Below are 2,367 nucleotides of genomic sequence, written 5' to 3'. Positions count from 1 at the left end.
GCACGAGCGAGCGGTCCTTGAGGTTCTGGTAGCCCTTCGTCTTGCCCCAGCCGTACCGCGCCATCACGTCGTGCGCGTCGAGGAAGACGTGCCGCGGGTCGGCGTCGTCCGAGGCGTCCGGCGGCCAGTGCATGGTCACACCGCCTTCGGCTTGCCGAGGACAGGCTGGGAGGCGAGCCGCTGAGCGCGGATGAAGGTCCGCAGGTCGCCGACGGTCGTGTAGAGGCGCCGGCCGATCTTGAAGAACTCCGGCCCGGTGCCCTCCTGGCGCCACCAGCGGACGGTGTTGACCGGGGTCCGCAGGATCTCGGCGACGTCGTCGAGGGTGAGCAGTTCGTCGTCGTGGCGGGCGTGGAAGGGGACGTCGTTGGTGTTGCTGTTCATGGTTCCTCCTGGTTGGCGAAGGCCCGCGAGGATCGTGGGCGACAGGTAGGTGTGCGGGCCGTGCCAACCGCGGGGGCAAATACAGTCGATCGGATATCGTGGAGCGGATGGATCGCTCGTTCCTCCTGGGAATCGCGCGCCGGGCGAGGGGCCTGACGCAGGTCGAGCTCGCTGCCATCTCGGGTACGTCGCAGGCGACGCTGTCGCAGTACGAGCGCGGGCTGAAGTCGCCGTCCGTGAAGGTCGCCTCGCGAATCCTCGAGGCGATGGGCTACGAGTTCACGCTGCGAGGGCACATCGACTGGGTCGAGCACCACCCGCCCGGCATCGTGAAGTTCTGGGCGCCGAACATGTTGTGGGCCGTCGAGCCGCCGACCTGCTTCGCGAGGCTAAACATCCCCGACGAGATCCGGAAGACCGGCATGCGCTCGTGGAACATGCGCGACAGGGACGAGCGGCGCGGTGTCTACGAGCAGCTGATTCGCCGCGGAATGCCCCATCAGATGATCCGCTGGATGGACGGGGGCCTGCTGGTCGACCTCTGGGACGAGCTCGACCTGCCCCACCCGGTGCGCGACGCCTGGGCTCCGGCAATCCGGCTGGCCACAGCTCCGCTGGAGCTCGACGGGCTGCGGTCGATCATCTTCGAGGACCGGTTCCTCGCGCCGCGGGCCCTGATCCGCGATTACCAGTTCATTCCGGCGCCGCCTCCGCCACCGCCGCGTCGGCAGCGAAGGACACGGTTCGACCCGCGGCCTCTGCCGCCGGAGGATCAGATCGCGAGACCCGGCCCGCCCGACGACGGCACTGGTGGCCGATAGCCGAAGGCGTCGTTGGGTCGACGTGGCGCTGGTACCGAGCGACGAGAGTAGCGGGGCTTCATCGGCCCGTACCGCTCGATCGCCTCGGCCGCCGCTTCCCGTGCGTGAGCCGGCCCGAGGTCGGCACGGTCGCGGCCGAACACGTCGCACCACAGCTTGCGCGCATCCTCTACGGACCCGGCGACTAGGTGCGCCACATTGCGTGTTCGCCCCCGCGTCATCCCGACGTACGCCGACGCTGCGCCGCTATGGTCGCCGACCAGCACGTGGCTCTCCGCGACCGTGGTGCCCTGCGCGCCGTAGGCGGTTGTGGCGTAGGCGAGCTCCACATTGCGGCGGACGTAGTCGGGCGGCAGCACGCGTCGACCAGCATCGCCGACCACGGTCAGCGCCCCACGTTCGCACGAGACGACGGTCCACAGCTCGCGGTTCGCTACGTCGACGTCATGGTCGTTGCGCCGGGTCGCGATGGTGTCGCCGACCCCGATCCGCTCGCCGGCCGCGGTGAGCACTTGTTCGTCCACCTCGCCGGTTGCCTTGCGGATCCGGTGGGCGAAGGTGTTGATCCGCGCGACCTGGTCGCGGGTGTCGGCGACGACGAGCTTGCCGACGCTAGCTTCCGCAGCCAGGCGTCGGGTGCGCTCGACGTCGCTGGAGTGGATGACGATCTCGCGGCGAGCGAGCAGCTCGTCGAACACCTCGCCCGCCCCGGCGCCGGTCCGCATCCGCATCGAGAGCTCGGCATAACGCGGATCGTCGAAGCGGCGCACGCCGTCGAGCTTCTGCACCCGATCGGGCGCGTACCTGATCGCCAGATCCAGCACCCCCGCCGCGCCCTACGGCGGGGAGCTGATGGCGGTCGCCGACCAGCATCACGAGGGCCTTGGTCTCGTCGGCCAGGCGGAGTAGTGCCCGGGCGGTGTCTTGGTCCACCATCCCGGCCTCGTCGATGACGAGCAGGTCGCCGCGCTGCAGCCGGGCACCGACGTCGGGCTGGGACGTGACCCGAATCCACCGGCCATCCTCATCCCAGCGGAAGCCATGCTGATGGAGCACCCAGGCAGCGGAGTACGACGCCGCGCCGGTCGCGCCCTCTGCCACTTGGGCCGCCTTGAGCGTCGGGGTGACCACGACCATCCGACGGCCGGTCGTGATCGCCCGC

The 2,367-nt window shown here is 69.8% G+C and carries 3 protein-coding genes; 1 reads left to right on the top strand and 2 read right to left on the bottom strand.

The window, feature by feature from the left end:
* Window positions 1–135 precede the first annotated feature (135 nt).
* The gene (locus VFJ21_04610; GenBank protein HET7406405.1) at window positions 136–384 is read right to left on the bottom strand and encodes a helix-turn-helix domain-containing protein; all 249 of its coding nucleotides are present in this window, start codon (window positions 382–384) and stop codon (window positions 136–138) included.
* A gap of 107 nt (window positions 385–491) precedes the next feature.
* Between VFJ21_04610 and VFJ21_04605 the strand changes: the two genes are divergently transcribed.
* On the top strand, window positions 492–1,205 hold the full coding sequence (locus VFJ21_04605) for a helix-turn-helix transcriptional regulator (GenBank protein ID HET7406404.1): 714 nt from the start codon (window positions 492–494) through the stop codon (window positions 1,203–1,205).
* On the opposite strand, the gene VFJ21_04600 is transcribed toward VFJ21_04605, so the two are convergent.
* Window positions 1,157–2,029 (bottom strand): hypothetical protein, encoded by an 873-nt coding sequence (locus tag VFJ21_04600; GenBank protein HET7406403.1) that lies wholly within the window; start codon window positions 2,027–2,029, stop codon window positions 1,157–1,159. The genes VFJ21_04605 and VFJ21_04600 overlap by 49 nt on opposite strands.
* Window positions 2,030–2,367: the final 338 nt, after the last annotated feature.

The sequence above is a fragment of the Mycobacteriales bacterium genome (assembly GCA_035690485.1).
In the GTDB taxonomy this organism is placed as follows: domain Bacteria; phylum Actinomycetota; class Actinomycetes; order JAFAQI01; family DASSKL01; genus DASSKL01.
The sequence above is the reverse complement of the archived record's forward strand: the minus strand, read 5'-3'. Positions and strand labels throughout refer to the sequence as shown.